Consider the following 19,002-nt stretch of genomic DNA (forward strand, 5'->3'; position numbering starts at 1 on the left):
AGACGGCGGTTCTCCGGCTCAGATTGAAAAAGATTATTCCAAATTCGTCGACATGTTTAATTCATGATGTAAGAAGGTGAGAAGCAGATTGCAGCTTCTGGATTTGTGGACAACATTCAAGAGCCACACATATTGGAGAAAATCTATGAAAAACAAACAGATTATTGTCGCTGTTCTGCTTTGCCTTGTTGCTTCAAGCGCTTCTGCAGACTGTCCTGAAGGAAGTTGGGCTAGCAATCTTTATTCGGGACCAGGTGGAGGCCTATACGAGGGGCCTGGAGGAGGTATGTATGAAGGTCCAGGAGGGGGTTTGTATGAAGGCCCAGGGGGAGGCCTATACGCGGGGCCTGGCGGTGGTATGTATGAAGGCCCAGGGGGTGGGCTGTACCAAGGTCCAGGCGGTGGCTTGTATGCAGGGCCAGGAGGCGGGCTTTACGATGGGCCAGGAGGCGGGTTGTACAGAGGACCTGGTGGAGGTCTTTATCGTGGTCCGGGCGGCGGCCTCTATGAAGGACCTGAAGAGTATTGTAGCAACCGCCCCCCGCTACCCGCGTTTGCAATTATCCTCGAGAAGTTAGGATACTCTGAAGAAGCAGCACTGATCCGCACTCATCTCAGGTAGAAACCTTGCTCGTTGGCACTCCTTGTGTTGTTGGTTCGGTCCCGACCTTAGCGGAACTTCCAATAGCTAAATCAATACAATAGAGATCGCGCAGTTTTCACTTCCTGCGTTGCACACTCGCCGCACAGTTTTTCGTGCGTTGCTGGGTGGGGTTGTGAGCTTAAAGACAGTTGTGAACACAGTGTTTGGAATCGTTGTGTTGAACACAGTGTTTGCAACACACTGTTTGCCTACAGTGTTTTGGAACACGGTCAACAACAGAGCTTGTCATGCCGTTGCCGTGTTCACCAAGCCACCCACATCTTGGTCTCATCGGGGCCATCAAACTCCTGATCCCGGAACAGAGTCTCCATGGTGGCTTGATACTTAGCCACGGGCACCGCGTCGTAGATGTAGTGTATTGTGAAGTGGTCGCCCAATATCCTGCCGCACTTCGGGCATCCGCAGCTTAGGTAGCTTTCTTCCATCGTCCGCGAGTAGCGTTCCTTGACGTGTTCCCAACCGCCAAGATCATCTAGACCCTTGAGAAGCTTTTCTTTGGCAACGGGATAGCGACCTATCTTAGAGAGACTTATTCCAAGCTTCAGGGCCATTGGGTCGGAGTACTTGGGGTTGCCAATCGTGATCCCAAGCATCGGGATCATTTTGTAAACTCCATCGCATTCCCGATGCCAACATTCCGCCTCCGCCTGCAGGACATAAACGTTGATTGGGTCGCTTGACGAAAATCCAAACTTTATGCTGCCATTGAGTGCCGCTTTGACAAAGTCGGCAGCGGGCAGTGTCTGACCAGGATACCCCTCAAGAAACACTTCGTATCTACCTTCGGCTGTCTCGTGGACGCGGCCCTCCATGACCTGGGCTGATGGCCTTAGTTTATTCGTACGGTGCATCCACACAACCTCGACGCCTGAGGCGGCATAGACGTCCTGACGCCTAATGTACGCTTCGTGAGATTGGGGCGACCATTGGACTTCCACAGCAACACGTCGACCGTCACGCTCGAGCAATACATCTGCGATCCAGCGCTTACCGGTTAGTGTCGTTTCAGAGGCTTCCAGAGTTGCGGTCCATCCTTCAGACTCTCCGACGGCAGCAACCAGTTGCTTCAGCTCAAGGTGTTGTTTGGTTTCAGCCATGATCCTGGATCGGTTTCCTCAATTCGAAAGGATGCTAGCCTGTGGTAGCAATGTTCGTTCTTCCGGTTGCGTCCGATGGTCTGCGGCGGGTCTGCCCGGTTTGATTTATGACGGGAAGTTCTCTTGCTCGCGCATTTGCATCGATCCGTAGGCGCTTCAAAGTGGAACTAAAGGCATGGTGTTGGTTGCCCTGAATATTCAGCGGCAGAGAAAGCCGTTGAAAGACCTCTTCCTCAATCAACCAAGGTTCTGGATTCTCGACACAAGTTACAAAGGCGTTCTGCTCCATCCATCGATCCAACCATTGTTCGCCTAAGTGCGTAAGCGTCATGCGCTTGCCGTTGCCGACCCTACGGAGAGGGAACCCACTTTGCTCTGCAAGTAGCACGCCCAGGGTCTGGCGAAGTGTCGAACCGTAAGCGTCAGATGTGTAATGCTGCCGTATCCGCTTGCGGAGGTTAGACCTGCTTGGCGCGCGAAAGGGCGAAATTCCAACGTATAGCAAGACGAGGTCATCCAATGTCGTGCAGTCTTGGGTCGGCACGATGTCTGGGGCGTTACGAAAGAACCAAGCGTACAAGCCATTAGCCGCTGGTACTTGCGGGGGGCTGCTCAAAGCATCAGTTCGACTTAGTAAGCAATCAGGGGAAACCAGTTTCTTCAAAATGTGCTGCATTGATCGTTCCGAGACGGTATTGCTGTTGTGTCAATCATTCAGGCAGTTTCTGGCCATAGTAGGGCTTACCGATAATTTGGTTCTCTCTTTGTAGCGCTGAGCGCCAAGCCTCACGCAGTTTGACCGTCAAGCGCTGCTTGTTTCCCGCCACCTCGGAGTTCGTGAGCCGCAGGACTGTAATATCAAATCGCTTCGCATCAGCATCCTTCATCTTGTCCTTGTTCTTTTGGATGCCTGTAAGGTGAATAGAGCCATCGATTTCGACGGCCAGGCGTATGTCGGGAAAGAAGAAGTCGACTATCCATTTTCCACTGATGACATGCTCCCTAACGAACTTCCTGCGCAGGGCACCTCCGTTCAACTCATTTAGAAACCTCTGAAATTCCGCCTCTGCCGGCGTAGGGTTCGCTCTGCGATAGTCTGCGTATTTTTCGATGTGGCTGCGTTGAAAAACATGCTCTTGGTAGCTGCGTTCGCCAATCACGGATGCACGGCGACCAGTTTGCGTTGCCGGAAGCTTTTTGACCTTCTTTGTGCCCTTGGAGTACGTCTGCTTTCCCTCGCGACGAGCGAACCATGCATCCCAATCGGCTTTGCTTCGCGGCATAGACAGCTACCCTGTTTCTTTGAAAGTACTATAGTTAGGGCATCGTGAGGTGCCAACTGCTCCGGGTTATGCAGGAAGCTGCACATTGAGCTACAAAGACCGTGGCTGCTGCTATCCCTCTCAAAGTCTAAAAAATCCTTTCTATCTGGCTGACATTGCCAACATACGAACTTAGTGTGTGATCCGATGCGGCGACAAAGCCGGCTGTGCCACGCCCCAACGCCGCGCCAACCTCGGCCAGCATCGCCATCTGTTCGGTCCCGGTCAGGTCATCCCAGGCCGACACATGTCGCGGGGCGGGGATCAGTCCGGCCTCACGTTGCATGCAGATCGGGCAGGTGGGGCGCGGGTCTGTCACACTCGTCCAAATCGTCAAGGGCTACGCGCACCATTGGTAAGGATTGCCGCGATCATGTCCAGGTGCTGTTGCAACTCCGGCGTGTCTGCCGCGTATGGATGGTGCCCCGGCTGTCCGCGATGCCGGTGCATGATTTGAACCCGCAGATCCCCGGTGGGCATTCGGCGCGTGGCGGGCAACCCGCGCTTGACAGCGGCAAACGCGTGGTAAAGTATTCTACCTATCGTTAGGTAGAAAAGAGTTTACTCCCAATGTCAGCCCTACGTCCATCGGTACAGAGCCCGGCGACCCCTTCGAAAAAAGCCGCGAACCAGGCCGCGCGGCCCGATCAGATCATGGATATCGCGGCGCGGCAGTTTCGCGCGCGTGGCTATGCGGCCGTTTCCCTGCGCGACATCGCGCATGAGGCCGGGATGCGGACGCCCAGCCTTTACTATCATTTTCCCTCAAAGGACGATCTGGTCATCGCCGTCATGAATCGCGGGATTGTCGTGGTGCGGGACGCCGTGACAGCCGCGCTGGCGGCCCTGCCAGCCGATGCCGGGCCATCCGCACGACTGGATGCCGCCATCCGCGCCCATCTGCGCGCGCTGCACGCGCTGAGCGATTACACTTCGGCGAATGTGCGTATCTTCGGCCAATTGCCCGAGGCCCTGCGCCGCGCCAACCTGCCTGAACGGCGCGCCTATCAGGCGATATGGACCGATCTTCTGGCCACAACCTGCGGCGGTGATCCCGATGTGCTGGCGATGCGCGTGCCTTTGGTGATCGGGGCGCTGAATGCCACGCTGGAATGGTTCGACCCGGCGCGGGGCGATCTTGATGCTTTGGCCGATCAACTGGGCGCTGTCCTTTTGGCCGGGCTGACCGCACAGGGGGGCAGATGATGTTTCAGACAGCGATCCGGCCCGACAGTGACGATTTTGCTGCCAACAGCGCCGCCTATCAGGCGCTGACCCAGGAATTGCGCACCCGTCTGGCGCGGGTCACGCAAGGTGGCAGCCCCGCGCATGTGGCGCGTCACCTGTCGCGTGGAAAGCTGCTGGTGCGCGACCGGATCGACAGGCTTTGCGATCCGGGGACGGCCTTTCTGGAACTGTCCAGCCTGGCGGCCTGGGGGCAATATGACAATGAGGTGCCCGGCGCGGGAATCGTCACCGGCATCGGTATCGTGCAGGGCCGACCCGTCGCCATCATCGCAAATGATGCGACCGTCAAGGGCGGCAGCTTTTTCCACGAGACGGTCAAGAAACACGCGCGCGCCCAGGAAATCGCGGCCAATCTGCGGCTGCCTTGCCTCTATCTGGTCGATTGTGGCGGCGCCTATCTGCCGGAACAGGATCGTGTTTTTCCCGACCGCGACCACTTTGGCAATGCCTTCTGGCGGCAGTGCCGGATGTCTGCCTCGGGTCTGGCGCAGATCGCGCTGGTCTTCGGCGGCTGCACGGCCGGGGGCGCCTATATCCCCGCCCTGGCCGATCAGGTGATCATGGTCGAGGGCAACGCCCGCATCCATCTGGGTGGGCCGTCCATCGTCAAGGTCGCCATCAACGAGGATGTGGATGGCGAAACCCTAGGGGGCGCGGCCATGCACACGACCGTGTCGGGCGTCTCCGATCACCGCGTCCAGACCGAACCCGAGGGGCTGGACCTGCTGCGCCGCCTGGTGGCCGATCTGCCCCATCCGCGCGCGCATTGGCAGCCGCCGCGCCCACCCGTGCCACCTGCGCTGGACGCGGCCGAAATCCCGGGCATCGTCAGCGCCGATCCCAAACGCCCCTATGACGCGCGCGAGATCATGGCCAGGCTGGCGGATGCCAGCGATCTGTCCGAATTCAAACCCGAATGGGGCGCCAGCGCCGTCTGTGTCTTTGCGCGCATCCATGGCTGTCCGGTGGGTATCATCGGCAACAATGGCGCGCTTGTGTCGGACGCCGCGCTGAAGGCGGCGCAATTCATCCAGATCTGCGACCAGCGGCGCATCCCGCTGCTGTTTTTGCACAATATCACCGGCTTCATGGTCGGCACCGAGGCCGAGCGCGGCGGCATCGCCAAGGATAGCGCCAAGATGGTCTATGCCATGGCCAATGCCCGCGTGCCCAAGCTGTCGCTGATCGTCGGCGGATCCTATGGCGCGGGCAACTACGGCATGTGCGGGCGCGGCTTCCGGCCTGATTTCCTGTTCGCCTGGCCCTCGGCAAAGCTGGCCACCATGTCGGCCGATATTGCCGCCAACGTGATGCTGGAACTGCGCCGCGGCAACCTGCGCCAGCCGCCCACCCAGGACGAACTGGACGTGATCGAGGCGCAGGTGCGGGCCCAGTACGGCGAACAGAGCGATCCCTATTACGCGACCTCGCGGTTGTGGGATGACGGGATCATCGAACCCGAACAGTCGCGCGATGTGCTTGGCCTGTGCCTGTCGCTCCTGGCCTCAAAGCCGGATGACGCGCATTTCGCCCCGGTCTACAGGATGTGAGCCATGCATGATTTCGACACCCTGACGCTTGAGACTGACGCCCGCGGCGTGGCCCGCCTGACACTGCACCGGCCTGACAAGCATAACGCGTTGAACGCGGCGCTGATCGCCGAACTGGCCCGCGCGGCGGCCCTGCTGGCGGCGGATGACGCGGTGCGCGTCGTCGTGCTGACCGGGGCGGGGGCCAGTTTCTGCGCGGGCGGCGATATCGGCTGGTTCCGCGATACGCTGGCGCTGGACCGGGCGGGGCGCGTGGCGCAAAGCGCCGATCTGGGCCATATGCTGGCGGCCCTGGCGCAGTTGCCCAAGCCCCTGATCGGGCGCATCCAGGGTCCGGCCTATGGCGGCGGCGTTGGCATGATCGCGGTTTGCGATGTCGCCATTGGCGCGGCCGAAGCCCGGTTCGGCCTGACCGAGGTGCGGCTTGGCCTGATCCCGGCCAATATCGCGCCGCATGTGATCGCCCGGATCGGCGCGGCCCGCGCGCGCGCCACCATGCTGTCGGGCGCGCTGTTCGATGGGGCCCATGCCGAACGGATCGGTCTGCTGGATCGCGCGGTGCCGCTGACGCAGCTTGACGCGGCAATCGAGGATGTCGTCACCGCCCATCTGGAGGCCGCCCCCGGTGCCGTTGGCGCGACCAAGGCGCTGATCCGCGATGTGGTGGCCACGCCCGCGCAGGGTCATGTCGCGCTGACATCCGAACGGCTTGCCGATGCCTGGGACAGCGCCGAGGGCAAGACCGGGATCGACGCGTTCCTGTCGCGCCAGACCCCACCCTGGCGGAGCGGATCATGAGCTTTGACACCATCCTTGTCGCCAACCGGGGCGAGATCGCGCGCCGCATCATCCGGGCCTGCCGCAGCCTGGGCCTGCGCGCCGTCGCCGTCTATTCCGAGGCGGACCGCGATGCGCCCTTCGTTCATGAGGCGGATCAGGCCCTGCCCATCGGCCCGACAGAGGCGGCGCAAAGCTATCTTGAACCTGCCCGTCTGCTGGGCGCCGCCAGGCGCGCGGGCGCGCAGGCCGTGCATCCTGGCTACGGCTTTCTGTCCGAGAATGCCGATTTCGCCCGTGCGGTTGATGCAGCCGGGCTGGTCTGGATCGGCCCTTCGGCGGATGTGATCGCGCTGATGGGATCGAAAGCCGCCGCCAAGGCCGAAGCACAGGCGGCGGGCGTGCCGATCCTGCCCGGCTATCGCGGCGCGGATCAGTCCGATGCGACCCTTGCCTCTGCGGCGGCCGCCCTGGGCGCGCCGCTGCTGATCAAGGCCAGCGCGGGCGGCGGCGGGCGTGGCATTCGCCGTGTCGATGACCTGGCCGATTTCCCCGCGGCACTGGTCGCCGCGCGGCGCGAGGCGCAGGCGGCCTTCGGCAATGCCGATGTGCTGCTGGAGCGGCTGCTGCATGGCGCGCGCCATGTCGAAGTGCAGGTTCTGGCCGATCATCACGGGGCTGTCCTGCATCTGGGGGATCGGGATTGCTCGGTCCAGTTGAACCACCAGAAACTGATCGAGGAGGCCCCCGCGCCGGATATCCCCGACCGGATCCGCGCCGCCATGGCCGAGGCTGCGGTCAGGCTGGCCGCAAGGATCGGCTACCGCAACGCGGGCACCGTGGAATATCTTTACGATCCGGCCAGCCATGATTGGCATTTTCTTGAGATGAACACCCGCCTTCAGGTGGAACATCCGGTGACCGAGGCGGTGACCGGCCTTGACCTTGTCGCCTGGCAGATCCGGATCGCGCAGGGTCAGGCGCTGACGCTGGCGCAAGCGGATATCGTCATGCAGGGCGCCGCGATAGAGGCCCGGATCGCGCTGGACGGGGCAGGGGGCGCGCGTGTCAGCCGTTGGCATCTGCCCGATCTGCCGGGGCTGCGGCTGGACAGCGCGGTTCAGGCGGGCAGCCCGGTTTCGCATCACTATGACCCGATGATGGCCAAGCTGATCGGCCATGGGCCTGACCGCGCCACGGCGCTGGCGCGCCTGCGCGCCGGGCTTGCGGCGCTTGAGGTGGGCGGTATCGGGACCAATCTCGCACAAGTGGCGGGGCTGCTGGCAACTGGGGATTTCGCGGCGGCGCGCTTGGGTACGGATTTCCTGAACCGGCATCCGCTGACAGACACGCCCCTTGCCCTCGCTGATGCGCGCGCCATCGCGGCGCTGGCGCTTGCCCTGGCCGCAGCTGGCACCGGCGGCGGCGGGCCTGCGCCCTGGGGGCAGCTTGGTCACTGGCGTGTGACCGCCCCCGCCGGTCGGCGCGGGGCAAGCTGGCACATGGTGGATGGCGACAGCCTTTGCGTGCGGGATGCGCCGGATGGCCATGTGGTGACGGATGACGCGGGCACGGTCCTGCTGCACGCCGCCCATGCCCGGCTGACCGGCGACCTGCTGGATCTTGAGGCTGACGGTCTGCGCCGCCGTCTGACATGCGAGATCGCGCCGGATCGGATCACCCTGGCGGAAGGGCCGGCCATGGCGCGCCTCTCGCATGGCGCGCAAACCACCGTCTTGCAGCGCGGGACAACCGGCTCCGACATCACCGCCCCCATGCCCGGCCTTCTGGCCGAGGTGCTGCATCCCGCTGGCACAAGGTTGAAACAAGGCGAGCCCGTGCTTGTCTTCGAGGCCATGAAACTGATGCAGACCCTGACCGCGCCCTGCGACGGCATCCTGACCGACCTGCCCCATGCGGCAGGCACCACCCTTCCGGGTGGCGCGCTGCTGGCACGCTTGACCCCTGACAAGGACACCCAGACATGACCGACATGCCCTTTCTGACCGATGAACATCGCATCTTCCGCGATCAGCTGCGCCGTTTTGTCGACGACGAGGTGCGCCCCCATGGCGATGCCTGGGAAGCGGCCGGCCAGATCCCGCGCGAGGTTCTGCGCCGCATGGGCGAGCTGGGTTTCCTGGGCATCCGCTATCCCGAGGCCTATGGCGGTGCCGAGATGGATACGCTGGCGACGGTCATCTTTGCCGAGGAGCTGGGCCGCTCGGGCTATGGCGGCTTTGCGATCACGGCGCTGGTGCATACCGACATGGCCTCGCCGCATCTGGCCAATGCGGGCACGTCCGATCAGCTGGCGCGCTACATGCCCGACATCATCGCCGGGAAAAAGATCACCGCCGTGGCTGTCACCGAACCCGATGCAGGCTCGGACGTGGGCGGGATCAAGACCCGCGCCCGGCTGGACGGGAACCACTGGGTGCTGAACGGGCGCAAGCTTTACATCACCAACGGGGTGCTGGGGGATCTTTACTTCGTGGCGGCGCGCACCGACATGGATCAGAAATCCTCGCGCGGGACGACCATCTTCATCGTCGAGAAGGGCACGCCCGGTTTCACCGTGGCGCGGCCGCTGGACAAATCGGGCTGGCGCAGTTCGGACACGGCCGAGCTGATCCTCGAGGATGTACGCATTCCGGCCGACCAGGTGCTGGGCCAGATTGATGGCGGGTTCTACGCGATCATGCAGAATTTCCAGAACGAACGCATCGTGCTGGGCGCGCAGGCCATGGGCGAGGCGCTGCGCGCGCTGGAGATCACGCTGGATTACGTCAAGGACCGCAAGGCCTTTGGCGCGACGCTCTGGGACAAGCAGGCGATCCGGCAACGCCTGTCCCAGCGCTGGGCCGAGGTGGCGGCGGCGCGGGCGCTGATCTATCAGACGGCCGTGTCGATGGATGCCGGCGGCGATTGCGTCCGCGAGGTATCCGCGATCAAGGCGCTATGCGGCGATCTGGTCAACAAGGTCATGTATGACTGCCAGCAGTTCCACGGCGGCTTTGGCTACATGTCCGGCACCGAGATCGAACGCATGGTGCGCGACGCCCGCGTGCAGGCCATCGGCGGCGGCGCCACCGAGGTGATGCTGGAGGAAATCGCCAAACGGCTGTGAGCCGGCAGGCGTGGCGCGCGGCGCGGGCCAGGCGATGAGTATTTGAAGAACGATGAAAGGGGAGCGCGCGCTGTGCGGCGCGCGTCAGCCCTTCGTTGTCAGATCGCTGTTGAGATCGGGCAGCAGGCGCTTGTGCTTTCGCATCTCGGTCAGGATATCGCCGAAGGTCCGCAGACCGCGGGCTTCCAGCATCGGGATCATCCGCAAGAAGACATCACGCGTGGCGATGGCGTCACCCAGGGCGGTGTGGCGCACCTCTTCGGGTAGGTCGATCTCTAGCCGCTGGGCGATTTCATCCAGCGTATGCCCCTCGGTGCCGCCGAACAGGACGGCCGACAGCAGCACGGTGTCCAGAACCGGATTGGTGAATTCCGCCCCGATGGCGGGCGCATGGCGGTGAAAGAACGCCATGTCGAAAGGCGCGTTATGCGCGACCAGCACCGCATCGCGGGCAAAGCTGTGAAACCGCCGCCCGGCGCGGGCCATGTCGGGCGCGTCGCGGACCATCGCATCGGTCACGCCATGGACGGCGGTGGACCGCGCGGGGATCGGGCGGCCCGGATTGACCAGCAAGTCCAGAACCTCGCCGCCCGCCTGCTGGCAATTCACCACGCGCAGCGCCCCGATCTGCACCACCTCGTCGCGGTCGGGCAGCAGCCCCGTGGTTTCCGTGTCGAAGATCACATAGGTCAGATCGCGCAGCGGCACATCCATGATGTCGCCCGAGGCCTCGCGGGTGTTCATCTCGAAATCATAGACCACCGGGCGTGCGGGCGTTGTCTCGCGCGGAACCGGAAAGCTGAGCATATAGCCCGCCCCGGTTCCCAGATCGTGCAGGGTCACGTCGAAAAGACGCGCGCCATCTGCGGTGACAAGCTGCTGATCCAGCGTGCTTCCCCCGCTGTCGGCCAGGTTCTCCAAAGCCGTGCGCAGATAGGTTTCATCGAAATAGTCGAAGATGCGCTGGCCCAGGCCCAGGTGATGCTGTTCGTCCAGCATGGCGGCGGCATGGCCATCGTAAAGCGTGATCCGGTGATCGCTGCCCACCATCAGCACGGCGGCCGGTATGGCCGAGAGGATGCGGGTCAGCTGTTCGCGCTCGGACATCAGCCGCGCGGTATGGCGGGCGATATCGGCATTTGCCTCGGTGCGTGCCTCGCCCAGCCGCGAAGTCAGGGCCGATGCGGCCGTTGTCAGATCGCCCAGATGGCGCGCCACGGCGGTGTCGATCCCGCCGCGCATATCCGTCGAGGCGCGGGCATGCATGGCGGCAGCCAGCCGCTCGATCGGGCGGGCAACGGTCTCGTCGAAGATCAGCCACATCAGGGCGCAGATACCCAGAATGGCAAAGCCCGACATCAAGCCGACCGAAACAAAGGCTGGCCGCGCTTCGGGCATGTCCAGCCGCGCGTCGGCCAGCATCAGCGCCCCGGCGACGACCAGGATGCACGCCAGGGCCAGCAGGCCGAAGAAGGCAAGCGTGCGTTGGCGTGGTCCCAGTCGGTCGAACATGGCCTACCCTTCCTTGCAGACGACTGCCGTTGCGGGATCGTCCATCCCCGTCTGATCCCAGCGCGCGACGCGGATCGTGCCGTCATCATTGAACATGGCTTGCGGATCCAGCAGGGCGCTGCGCCCCTGCACGCAGTCGATCACCACGGGCAGGACACGGACGGATTCCCACCGGGCGAAGAAGATGACCTGGCTCAGCCGCAGGTCAGGCTGCGCCGCGTTGCGCTGGATGCCGGCAAGATCGACGGCCACGAAACGGTCCACATAGGGCACCACATAGGTCCAGGGGCTGTAGACCGCGCGGTGTTCGGCGGTCGAGATCACGGCGAAGCCCTCGGGCATGACGGTCAGGGTGCGCGGATACCAGCGATATTCATTGGTCAGGCTCATCAGGATCATGCCTGCGCCTGCGCCCGCGGGCACCACCCAGCGCGGCATGCGTTTGCCCGTCAGGCGGTTCAGAATCATCACGACCCCGGCTGCGGCAAAGCCTGCGGCGATGATCGTGATTATGTCGATATACATTAAATTGCTCCTCTCCCCGTTTTATGTTGCAGGCTGCGGGGTCAGCCGATCACACCTCGCCCCTGGGTGACGGCCGATTGCATCGTCCGGACCACGACAAAGGCATCGCGCAGGTGACTGCGCTCGAATTCCGAAAGCACGTTGGGCGACATGAAGTTGTCAGGCTTGCCGCCAGCGCGGATCAGCGTCGCCTGATGTTCAAGACGGGTCTGTGCGATCAGATCGTAGGCATCCAGCAGATCGCGCCCGCCGCTCTGGCTGACCAGGCCCGCACCATGCGCCGCCTCCAGCCGGGCGCGGGTGTTGACCATCTCAAGCTGGCCGCGCAGCGCGTAGATGCGGCCCAGGTCCACGATCGGCACCACCCCGTTCAGCTTCATGTCGATGCGGTTCTTGTGTTCGCCGCTGCGCAGGGTGGCAAAACCCCGCAGCAATCCCAGCGGCGGGATATGCTTGAGCGAGTTCGACACCATATGCGCCACGAAGATCGAATTGCGCGCGGCCGCCTCAAGTGTTTCGCGTTGCAGGTCCTCGAACAGTGCGGTTGTGCCGCCGATGGGGCGCAGATCGAACATGACCGAAGCCAGCATCTGTGCCTCGGGGTTGGGGGTCTCGATCCAGCGGCGGAAATAGCCGCGCCAGACATGGACAGGCTGGCACCAGCGTGGATTGGTCGCCATCATGTCGCCGGGGCAATAGAAATATCCCGCCGCATCAAGCCCGTCGCTGACGAATTTCGCCAGTTCCGCGAAATAGGGCATATCGGCTTCGGTCACTGCATCGTCCAGCATCAGACAGTTGTCCTGATCCGATACGCCCGTCTGTTCCTGACGCCCCTGCGATCCGCAGGCCAGCCACAGATAGGGCACCGGGGGCGCGCCCAGCTGCGCCTCGGCCAGGGCCAGCAGGCGGCGCGTGGCCGCATCGGCGATATCGGTGATCAGCCGCGTGACCGTCTCGTGGCGGTTCCCGGCCCCCACAAGCTGCACCAGAAGCCGGGGGATATGGGCGGTGACGGCCGCCATGGCGCCGGCATCCTCCGCGCGGGCCACATCGCGCACCAGCGAGGCCGAATTCGTGGCCTGGAACCGCGTCAGATTGGTCTGGGTGACAATGCCCACCAGCTTGCCATTGTCCACCACGGGCACATGGCCGAAACGGCGTTCCATCATCATGTGCAGCACGTCCGACCCGATCGCCGAGGGCGGCAGCGTTTCGGGGTTGGCTGTCATGATCTGGCGTACCGGGCGCGAAGGGTCCAGCCCTTCGGCGACCACGCGGTTGTTGATATCGTGCAGCGTGACGATCCCGGCCAGGCGGTCGCCATCGGTGATCCCCAGGGCCGATATCCGGTGCGACCGCATCAGGCGGGCCGCATCCAGGATCGAGGTGTCAACGGTGCAGGTGATCGGATCGACGGCCATCAGCCGGTCGACACGGGTTTCGGTCAGCGCCACGGGGCGGGCGGCATCGGCGGCCTCGCGCGCGCGGCTGCGCGCAAAGAAGCGGCGCGCGCTGTCGTTGGCAGCGATCAGCGCGCGGAAATCATCGGTTGGCAACAGCAGCAATTCGCCGTCGCTGAGGGCGCGGGCATTGGTGCCGGTCAGGCCACCGCGCATCAATCCGCGCTCGCCAAAGGAATTGCGCGCCTGCAGATGCGAAACGACTTCGCCGGTGTCCGAGGTGATCTCGACCTCGCCGTCAAGGATCACGTAAAGCCCTTCGCAAGGCTCGCCATGGCGATAGATCACGTCCTCGGCCTTCAGCGGCAGCGTTTTGAACTGTGCCGCGATCCGGGTCAGATCCGCGGCCGGAAAACTGTCATAGGGGTGAATGGTGCCGAGAAAGCGGCGCAGGTCGTCAGCGGAAAGTGGCATCGAACCGATCCTCGGGAGTATCCCTGTTGCTGGTCGTCACCCCTGTCTAGCGCAGGCCGGTGCGTGGCAACATCTCAAAAATGAAGCGGGCGGCTCTTTCGAACCGCCCGCCAGAGTGTCTTAGTGGCCGGTGGCCGCGCCTGCGCCTTTCGGCACACGGATGGATTCCACCAGGTCCTGGATCTCGCGCGGGGGCTCTTTGGTCATGCCCGACACGATATAGGCCGCGGCGAAGTTCAGGATTGCACCCACGGTCCCGAAGGAAGCAGGGGCGATGCCGAACAGCCAGTTGGCCGGCACGTTTTCAAGAGTGGCCGTACCGGGGATGAAGAACCAGCCCAGGAACAGGAAGATGTAGATGGCGGTCGAGAACAGACCGACCAGCATCCCCGCGATGGCGCCTTCCTTGTTGATGCGCTTCGAGAAGATGCCCATCATCAGAACCGGGAAGATCGTTGCCGCGGCCAGACCGAAGGCCAGCGCCACCACCTGGGCCGCGAAGCCCGGAGGGTTGAGGCCAAGCCAGGTCGCCACCACGATGGCAAAGCCCATCGACACACGTGCCGCCAGAAGTTCGCCCTTTTCCGAGATGTTCGGATTGATGGCGCCCTTGATCAGGTCGTGCGACACGGCCGAGGAAATGGCCAGCAGCAGACCTGCCGCGGTGGACAGAGCGGCCGCAAGACCACCAGCCGCCACCAGCGCGATCACCCAGCCCGGAAGGCCTGCGATCTCGGGGTTGGCCAGAACCAGCATGTCACGGTCGAACTTGGTCACTTCGTTGCCGACCCAGCCGCGCTCGGTTGCGATGGCCTGCATGGCGGGGCTTGCATCGTTGTAGTACTGGATGCGGCCGTCGCCGTTCTTGTCCTCGAAGCCCAGCAGCCCGGTGTTCACCCAGGTGTTGATCCAGGCCAGTTCGGGGTTGGTGTTGATTTCTTCAACCGACAGGGCTTCGCCATCCAGCGCGGCGCCGGCTGTGGCGTTCGGCCAGAAGGTCGTGGTGATGTTCAGGCGCGCCATCGACCCCACGGCAGGTGCCACGGTGTAGAGCAGTGCGATGAAGACCAGTGCCCAGCCGGCGGACCAGCGCGCATCGGCCACCTTGGGCACGGTGAAGAAGCGGATGATCACGTGGGGCAGACCCGCGGTACCGATCATCAGCGACATCGTGAAGAACACCATGTTCAGCGTCGAGGTGCTGTGTGCGGTATACTGGCTGAAGCCCAGTTCCATCACCACCTGGTCAAGCTTGGTCAGGAAGGCGATATCCCCGCCCGACGGTGCATAGGTGCCGAACAGACCCAGCTGCGGCAGGAAGTTGCCGGTCACCTGCAGCGAGATGAAGATCGCCGGGATGGTGTAGGCGATGATCAGAACGCAATACTGTGCGACCTGCGTGTAGGTGATGCCTTTCATGCCGCCGAACACGGCATAGGCGAACACGATCGTCGCACCGATGTAGAGGCCGGTATCGGTCGACACTTCCAGGAAGCGCGCGAAGGTCACGCCCACACCGCGCATCTGGCCGATCACGTAGGTCACCGAGATCACGATCAGACAGATCACGGCCACAAGGCGCGCGCCCTGCGAATAGAAGCGATCGCCGACGAATTCCGGCACGGTGAACTTGCCGAACTTGCGCAGATAGGGGGCAAGCAGCAGCGCCAGAAGCACGTAACCACCGGTCCAGCCCATCAGGAAGGTCGAGTTGTCGTAGCCCACGAAGGCGATCAGACCCGCCATCGAGATGAAGGAAGCCGCCGACATCCAGTCAGCAGCGGTTGCCATGCCGTTCATCACGGGCGGAACGCCCTGACCTGCGGCATAGAATTCAGCGGTCGAGCCGGCACGGGCCCAGATCGCGATGCCGATGTAGAGCGCGAAGGACGCACCCACCACCAGCAGGTTGAGAGTATACTGATCCATTGGTTTCCCTGTCCCTGTCTCTTATTCTTCGACGCCGTGTTCTGCATCGACCTTGTTCATGCGCCAGGCATAGAAAAAGATCAGAACCAGGAACACGAGGATCGAGCCCTGCTGGGCGAACCAGAAGCCCAGATCGGTGCCACCGACCGCGATACCCGACAGCATCGGGCGCAGCAGAATGCCGAAGCCGAACGAACACACGAACCAGATCACCAGGCTGATCCCGATGATCCGTTTGTTCGCGGCCCAATAGGCGTTGTTGTCTTTCGAGTTGTCTGCCATGAAAGGCGTCCTCCCTTTTTGCACGTTGTCCCGAAAAGGCGCGGATGTCTCCGCGCCTCCCCCTCCCGATTACGCGACCGCCTGTTCGACGATCGCGCTCAGCCCTTCGGCAATCGCACCGATCTCGCCCATGGCGTCGATCCGCTGCAGATTGCCCTTTTCCTCGTAATACGCGATCAGCGGTGCGGTCTGGGCGTGATAGGCCGTCAGACGCTGGCCCACCGTGGCCGCGTTGTCATCGGCGCGCCGGATCATCTCGGTGCCGCCGCATTTGTCGCAGACACCCGCCTCGGCGGGGGTCTTGTAGTGATCGTGGTAGCCCTCGCCGCAGCTGGCGCAGGTGAAGCGGCCCGACACGCGGGCCACCATCTCGGCGTCATCCACCTCAAGCGAGATGGCGGCGTTGATCCGCTGCCCGGTCTGCGCCAGCAGCGCGTCAAGCGCCATGGCCTGGCCGGTCGTGCGAGGAAAGCCGTCAAGGATCACGCCCTTGGCGGTGTCCGGCTGGTCCAGCCGATCGCGCAGGATCGCCAGCACGATGTCGTCGCTGACCAGATCGCCTGCCTGCATCACAGCTTGCGCGGCGCGGCCTGCCTCGGTGCCCGCCGCCACGGCCGCGCGCAAAAGGTCCCCGGTTGACAGTTGCACAAGCCCGAAACGGTCCTGCAGCATCCGCGCCTGCGTGCCCTTGCCAGCCCCCGGAGGACCCAGCAGGATCAGGACGGCGGGCCGTGTCATGGTATCCGTGCCCATGCCGCTCACCCCCGGTTCATCCGGTTTTCGATCAGGTTGTCGACCACCGAAGGATCGGCCAGCGTCGAGGTATCCCCCAGCGCGCCATAATCGTTTTCAGCGATTTTGCGCAGGATGCGGCGCATGATCTTGCCCGAACGGGTCTTGGGCAGGCCGGGCGCCCACTGGATCAGGTCGGGGCTGGCGATCGGTCCGATCTCGGTGCGGACCCATTTGACCAGCTCCTTGCGCAGCTCCTCGGAAGGCTCCACGCCGTTCATCAGCGTGACATAGGCATAGATGCCCTGTCCCTTGATCGCATGCGGATAGCCCACCACGGCGGCCTCGGCCACGTTGACATGGGCGACCAGCGCGCTTTCCACCTCGGCGGTGCCCATCCGGTGGCCGGAGACGTTGATCACGTCATCGACGCGGCCCGTGATCCAGTAATAGCCATCCGCATCGCGGCGGCAGCCATCGCCCGAGAAATAGTAGTTCTTGTAGTCGCTGAAATAGGTCTTTTCGAACCGCTCATGATCGCCATAGACGGTACGCATCTGGCCGGGCCAGCTGTCCTTGAGGCACAGAACGCCTTCGGCCGCGGTCGTCGTGATCTCGGCGCCGGTCTGCGGGTCCAGGATCACCGGCTGCACACCGAAGAAGGGCAGGGTGGCCGATCCCGGCTTGGTCGGGATCGCGCCCGGCAGCGGCGTCAGCAGATGACCGCCGGTTTCGGTCTGCCACCATGTATCGACGATCGGGCGCTCGCCCTTGCCGACAACGTCATTGTACCAGTTCCAGGCTTCGGGGTTGATCGGTTCGCCCACGGTGCCCAGCACCTTGATCGTGGACAGGTCATATTTCGTCACCGGATCGGTGCCATGCGCCATCAGCGCGCGGATCGCGGTGGGCGCGGTGTAGAACTGGTTGACCTTGTGCTTTTCGCACACGGCCCAGAACCGGCCCGCATCGGGCCATGTCGGCACACCTTCGAACATCAGCGTGGTCGCGCCATTGGCCAGCGGGCCATAGACGATATAGCTGTGCCCGGTCACCCAGCCCACATCGGCGGTGCACCAGAAGATGTCGCCGTCATGGTAATCGAACGTGTACTGATGCGTCATCGAGGCATAGACCAGATAGCCGCCCGATGTATGCACGACGCCCTTGGGCTGCCCGGTCGATCCCGAGGTGTAGAGGATGAACAGCGGATCTTCGGCGGCAATCTCTGCGGGGGCGCAGTAATCATCCGCTTCCAGCGCCAGTTCGTTGTAATCGTAGTCGCGACCTTCTGCCCAGGTGATCTGGTCACCCGTGCGGCGCACGACCAGGCATTTCACGCTGTCCTTGCAATGCAGCAGGGCCGCATCGGTGTTGGACTTGAGCGGGGTCTTGCGCCCGCCGCGCGGCGCGTGATCGGCGGTGATCACGACCTTGGCGTCACATCCGTTGATCCGCGCGCCCAAGGCATCGGGCGAGAAGCCGGCAAAGACGATGGAATGCACGGCACCGATCCGCGCGCAGGCCAGCATGGCATAGGCGGCCTCGGGGATCATCGGCAGATAGATCACCACCCGGTCGCCCTTGCGTACGCCCATCCCTTCCAGGATGTTGGCCATCCGGCAGGTGCGGCGGTGCAGCTCGCTGTAGGTGATGTGCTGCGCCTCATCCTTGGGATCATCGGGTTCCCAGATGATCGCGGTCTGATCGCCGCGCGTCGCAAGATGGCGGTCGATGCAGTTGGCGCTGACGTTCAGCGTGCCATCCTCGAACCATTTGATATCGACCGCGCCGGGAGCAAAGCTGGTGTTCTTGACCTTGGTATAGGGCTTGATCCAGTCGATGCGCTTGCCATGCTCCGCCCAGAACCCCTCTGGGTTGGAGACCGATTCCGCGTACATCGCCTTGTACTGCTCTGCGGTGACATGGGCATTGGCCACAAACGCGGCTGACGGGGCGTACAGGGTATCGGTACTGGTCGGGTTGGTCATGAATCCTCCGTTCGTCTTCCGGGCCGCGGGGGCCCCGACGCAGCCGCGCTGGGCGGTAGCTGCATCCTCTCCTCGGGCGTGAATTTACCACAGAGATGCCATCTTTATATAAGATACTGTTTTTTATCGCTTATTTAGTAAATTAGTTATCAACTTTCCGAAAAACTTGTAAATTTATGCGGGTTCACAGAAAATTTACCTTTTGTTTTGGGGGTTGGCGGCGGAAGAATCTGTCGCGGCGAAACAAAAAGTATACCAATGTATGCTGAAATGCCCGGATTTGACCCGATTTCCCGCTTCGGACTGCCGCGCGCCATGATTCGAAAATGACGCAGCGTTACGAATCTGTCAGACAGGCTGTCCTTT

Annotated in this window: 16 protein-coding genes; 5 read left to right on the forward strand and 11 right to left on the reverse strand. The window is 62.9% G+C overall.

From position 1 onward, the window contains the following. Window positions 1-906: 906 nt before the first annotated feature. The 4 genes from ACFQ3C_RS04620 to ACFQ3C_RS04635 form a co-directional block, all read right to left on the reverse strand. The gene (locus tag ACFQ3C_RS04620; protein WP_380789292.1) at window positions 907-1,761 is read right to left on the reverse strand and encodes a competence protein CoiA family protein; all 855 of its coding nucleotides are present in this window, start codon (window positions 1,759-1,761) and stop codon (window positions 907-909) included. 34 nt (window positions 1,762-1,795) lie between these two features. After that, window positions 1,796-2,437 carry a GIY-YIG nuclease family protein gene (locus ACFQ3C_RS04625; protein WP_380789293.1) on the reverse strand — a complete coding sequence of 214 codons (642 nt, stop codon included), beginning with the start codon at window positions 2,435-2,437 and terminating at the stop codon, window positions 1,796-1,798. A gap of 34 nt (window positions 2,438-2,471) precedes the next feature. Then, entirely contained in the window at window positions 2,472-3,044 is a 573-nt protein-coding gene (locus tag ACFQ3C_RS04630; protein WP_380789294.1) for an endonuclease domain-containing protein, read from the reverse strand. Window positions 3,045-3,171: 127 nt separating this feature from the next. After that, window positions 3,172-3,369, reverse strand: a complete 198-nt coding sequence (locus ACFQ3C_RS04635) for a hypothetical protein (RefSeq protein WP_380789295.1) — start codon at window positions 3,367-3,369, stop codon at window positions 3,172-3,174. 284 nt (window positions 3,370-3,653) lie between these two features. Between ACFQ3C_RS04635 and ACFQ3C_RS04640 the strand changes: the two genes are divergently transcribed. The 5 genes from ACFQ3C_RS04640 to ACFQ3C_RS04660 are packed head-to-tail and all read left to right on the forward strand — an operon-like array spanning window position 3,654 to window position 9,788. Then, complete coding sequence (locus ACFQ3C_RS04640; RefSeq protein ID WP_380789296.1) at window positions 3,654-4,289, forward strand: TetR/AcrR family transcriptional regulator; 636 nt, start codon at window positions 3,654-3,656, stop codon at window positions 4,287-4,289. Beyond that, complete coding sequence (locus ACFQ3C_RS04645) at window positions 4,286-5,881, forward strand: acyl-CoA carboxylase subunit beta (RefSeq protein ID WP_380789297.1); 1,596 nt, start codon at window positions 4,286-4,288, stop codon at window positions 5,879-5,881. The genes ACFQ3C_RS04640 and ACFQ3C_RS04645 overlap by 4 nt, the downstream gene beginning before the upstream one ends. A 3-nt stretch (window positions 5,882-5,884) precedes the next feature. Then, window positions 5,885-6,679: a crotonase/enoyl-CoA hydratase family protein gene (locus tag ACFQ3C_RS04650; RefSeq protein WP_380789298.1), complete on the forward strand. Its 795-nt coding sequence runs from the start codon at window positions 5,885-5,887 to the stop codon at window positions 6,677-6,679. Continuing rightward, window positions 6,676-8,646, forward strand: coding sequence for an acetyl/propionyl/methylcrotonyl-CoA carboxylase subunit alpha (locus tag ACFQ3C_RS04655; RefSeq protein WP_380789299.1), 1,971 nt, complete (start codon window positions 6,676-6,678; stop codon window positions 8,644-8,646). The genes ACFQ3C_RS04650 and ACFQ3C_RS04655 overlap by 4 nt, the downstream gene beginning before the upstream one ends. Further along, window positions 8,643-9,788 (forward strand): acyl-CoA dehydrogenase family protein, encoded by a 1,146-nt coding sequence (locus tag ACFQ3C_RS04660; RefSeq protein ID WP_380789300.1) that lies wholly within the window; start codon window positions 8,643-8,645, stop codon window positions 9,786-9,788. The genes ACFQ3C_RS04655 and ACFQ3C_RS04660 overlap by 4 nt, the downstream gene beginning before the upstream one ends. Window positions 9,789-9,872: 84 nt before the next feature. On the opposite strand, the gene ACFQ3C_RS04665 is transcribed toward ACFQ3C_RS04660, so the two are convergent. The 7 genes from ACFQ3C_RS04665 to acs form a co-directional block, all read right to left on the reverse strand. Then, the gene (locus ACFQ3C_RS04665) at window positions 9,873-11,300 is read right to left on the reverse strand and encodes a 3'-5' exonuclease (RefSeq protein WP_380789301.1); all 1,428 of its coding nucleotides are present in this window, start codon (window positions 11,298-11,300) and stop codon (window positions 9,873-9,875) included. A 3-nt stretch (window positions 11,301-11,303) separates the two neighbouring features. Further along, entirely contained in the window at window positions 11,304-11,825 is a 522-nt protein-coding gene (locus ACFQ3C_RS04670) for a hypothetical protein (protein ID WP_380789302.1), read from the reverse strand. Between the two features lie 41 nt (window positions 11,826-11,866). After that, complete coding sequence (locus ACFQ3C_RS04675) at window positions 11,867-13,702, reverse strand: DUF294 nucleotidyltransferase-like domain-containing protein (protein WP_380789303.1); 1,836 nt, start codon at window positions 13,700-13,702, stop codon at window positions 11,867-11,869. Window positions 13,703-13,822: 120 nt separating this feature from the next. Beyond that, window positions 13,823-15,631 (reverse strand): sodium:solute symporter family protein, encoded by a 1,809-nt coding sequence (locus ACFQ3C_RS04680; RefSeq protein ID WP_380789304.1) that lies wholly within the window; start codon window positions 15,629-15,631, stop codon window positions 13,823-13,825. A 21-nt stretch (window positions 15,632-15,652) separates the two neighbouring features. Next, window positions 15,653-15,913 carry a DUF4212 domain-containing protein gene (locus ACFQ3C_RS04685; RefSeq protein WP_380789305.1) on the reverse strand — a complete coding sequence of 87 codons (261 nt, stop codon included), beginning with the start codon at window positions 15,911-15,913 and terminating at the stop codon, window positions 15,653-15,655. Window positions 15,914-15,982: 69 nt separating this feature from the next. Further along, window positions 15,983-16,666 (reverse strand): adenylate kinase, encoded by a 684-nt coding sequence (locus ACFQ3C_RS04690; RefSeq protein ID WP_380789306.1) that lies wholly within the window; start codon window positions 16,664-16,666, stop codon window positions 15,983-15,985. Between the two features lie 5 nt (window positions 16,667-16,671). Continuing rightward, window positions 16,672-18,636 carry an acetate--CoA ligase gene (acs, locus tag ACFQ3C_RS04695; protein WP_380789307.1) on the reverse strand — a complete coding sequence of 655 codons (1,965 nt, stop codon included), beginning with the start codon at window positions 18,634-18,636 and terminating at the stop codon, window positions 16,672-16,674. Between the last annotated feature and the right edge of the window lie 366 nt (window positions 18,637-19,002).

Source organism: Seohaeicola saemankumensis, from assembly GCF_042678485.1.
Taxonomy (GTDB): Bacteria; Pseudomonadota; Alphaproteobacteria; order Rhodobacterales; family Rhodobacteraceae; genus Seohaeicola; species Seohaeicola saemankumensis.